2 protein-coding genes are annotated in these 2,610 nt (G+C 68.0%); both read right to left on the bottom strand.

The genetic code is table 11. The features are described 5' to 3' along the window. Positions 1 to 476 precede the first annotated feature (476 nt). Complete coding sequence (locus ACIRA7_RS16675) at positions 477 to 1,466, bottom strand: integron integrase (RefSeq protein ID WP_396221956.1); 990 nt, start codon at positions 1,464 to 1,466, stop codon at positions 477 to 479. A gap of 185 nt (positions 1,467 to 1,651) precedes the next feature. Continuing rightward, on the bottom strand, positions 1,652 to 2,610 hold a 959-nt coding region (locus ACIRA7_RS16670), incomplete at its 5' end, for a sulfatase-like hydrolase/transferase (RefSeq protein ID WP_396221955.1).

The following is a 2,610-nucleotide window of genomic DNA, read 5'->3' as shown; positions in this document are numbered from 1 at the left end:
CTGTGACCATGTGCCAGCATGCGTACATCGTAAGCCTGATCTCCTCAGAAACCTCTGATCTCAGTAGTGGTGCGGCGACATCCCTACCGCCAAGGAAGGCGTGAATCAAGGTTGTCCCGGCAGCTATGAGGGCAGATGTGAGAATTAGCCAGTTCATGGAACGCCACGCAATCGGAGATCAAGGTTGTGGATAGGGACACGCGTTGCTGTGCAGCCTAACGCCTATTCGCTCGACCGACATACCGTCGGCGACACGATCGAGTTCCGGCGACTCCCTCACGATCCCATTCGGCCCGCCACTCCGCAAGCCCGCCCACTCTCGCAATCCGTGCGTCTCGTCCCCGCAGGTATGCCGCTCGCGCGGTGTTCGCTCGACCGATCTAACGCGCGACACGGACGCGCGACACGGACGCGCGGTCGCCACGCACACACCACGCAGATCGTCGTGCACGACGCCCCCTACCCCTACGTCGCCCTTACAAATCCAACGGACTCCGCACCCCCAACCCGCCCCGGTTCAGCACGTGCGTGTAGATCATCGTCGTCCGCACGTCCTGATGACCCAGCAACTCCTGGATCGTGCGGATGTCCGACCCCGAGGCCAGCAAATGCGTCGCAAAGCTGTGCCGGAACGTATGGCACGTGGCCCGCTTCCCGATCTGTGCCGCACGCACGGCGTCCGTGACCGCGCGCTGCAGCACGCTCTCATGCAGATGATGCCGGCGACGCTCGCCGGTGGCGGCGTCACGGTAGCTCCGCGTGGCCGGGAAAATCCACTGCCACGGCCAGCTCCGCGACGCGCGCTCGCCCAGTTTCCGGCGCAGGGCATCGGGGAGCGCCACGTACCCACCACCGGCGGCCAGGTCCCGCGCGTACTGCGCCGCCACCCGCTCCAGATGCACCCGCAATGCCGGCACCACACGCTGCGGCAGCATCGTCACCCGATCTTTCTGCCCCTTCCCCGACCGGATCACGATCTCGCCGCGCGTCAGATCCACGTCCTTCACCCGTAGCGTGCAGCACTCCATCACCCGCATGCCGCTGCCGTACAGCAGCGACGCCATGAGGCGCGTCGTGCCTCGCATCGCCTGCAGCACCCGCTGCGTTTCGTCGCGCGTCAGCACCACCGGCAGTCGCTCCGGGCGCTTCGCATGCAGGTGCTGCATGGCACCGGAAATCGGCACCCCCAACAGCTCGCGGTACAGAAACAGCAACGCCGCCAGCGCCTGATTCTGCGTACTCGCACTCACCGCCTCGTCGCGCGCCAGATACGTCAGGAAATCACGCACCTGCTCCGCCCCCAGCTCGCGGGGATGCCGACGTCGGTGAAACCGCACGTACCGACGCACCCACTGCGCGTAGGCCGCCTCCGTCCGTGCGCTGTAGTGCTTCGCCACGATCCGGTCGTGCAGCACGCTCAAGAGAGTCCCGCCGTTGGCCATCACCCACGGTGCAACGCGTGCCACGCCCCCGCGTAACCGCCAGCGTGCACCCGCGACCCTGTCAACGCAGCCGGTCGGCATGCACCACGCGGCCCCGCGTCACATGTTCGCGCGCCCAACACACGCCGCCACCAAGGGCCACAACGGCGGTGAACGCGCCGGTACCCCAACCGCCACGACACCGGCGGCACGGGCGACACCCCCGATCCCTACTGCCGCCGCGCCGCCTCGGTGTCCACGTCGCGCTCCCACGCGTCCAGCTTGAGCGTGAGCGCCCGCACCCACTCGGGGTGCAGGCGCGCCAAGTCGTGTCGCTCGCCAGGGTCGCGGCGCACGTCGTACAGGAAGCTGTGGTTCCCCTCGATCACGAGCTTGCGGTCGCCGTCGCGCACGGCGCGCATCTCCCGCCGCGGCTGCACCGAACGCCAGAACAGCGTGCGCGACACCGGCGGCGCCGTCCCCTCGAGCATCGGAAAGAGGTTGAGCCCCTCCAGCTTCGCCTCGGCCGGCACCGGCACCCCACTGGCAGCCAACACCGACGCGGCAAGGTCCATCGTGATGCCCACCTGCGGCGTCACCGTCCCGGCGCGCACATGCCCGGGCCACCGCACGATCGCCGGAACGCGAATCCCCCCCTCCCACGTGGTCCACTTCCGGTTGAACAGCGGCGTGTTGTCCGACAACCACTCGCCGCCGTTGTCGTTGGTGAAGATCACGATGGTGCGGCGGGCCACGCCCGTACGCTCGAGGGCAGCCAGTACGCGCCCCACCTGCGTGTCCAGCGCCTCCACCATGCTCACGTAGTCGGCGCGCGTGCTGGCGAGCGAATCGGCCGGCTTGAGGAAGCGGGCGTTCCGTACCGCCTTGCTCGGCGCATCAGGGCGCTGAAAGGGCCAGTGCGGCGCGTTGAACGCCACGTCGAGGAAGAAGGGCTGCGTCGCGTGCTCCTCGATGAAGGCAATGGCCTTGCTGCCGATCAGCGTCGTGCTGTACCCCTCCACCTCCACCCGGGCGTCATTCTCCCACAGGTCGGGCGCGCCGCGGCTGTCGTTGTGGTGCCAGTAGTCGTGATAGCCGCTCTTGAGCCCGAAGAAGTAGTCGAACCCGTGCGCCAGCGGGCTCTGCGCGGCGGTGTACCCGAGGTGCCACTTGCCGACGAGGGCGGTCG

Source organism: Gemmatimonas sp., assembly GCF_044376735.1.
Taxonomy (GTDB): Bacteria; Gemmatimonadota; Gemmatimonadetes; order Gemmatimonadales; family Gemmatimonadaceae; genus Gemmatimonas.
Note: the sequence above shows the minus strand (reverse complement) of the source record. Positions and strands in the feature narration are given on the sequence as shown.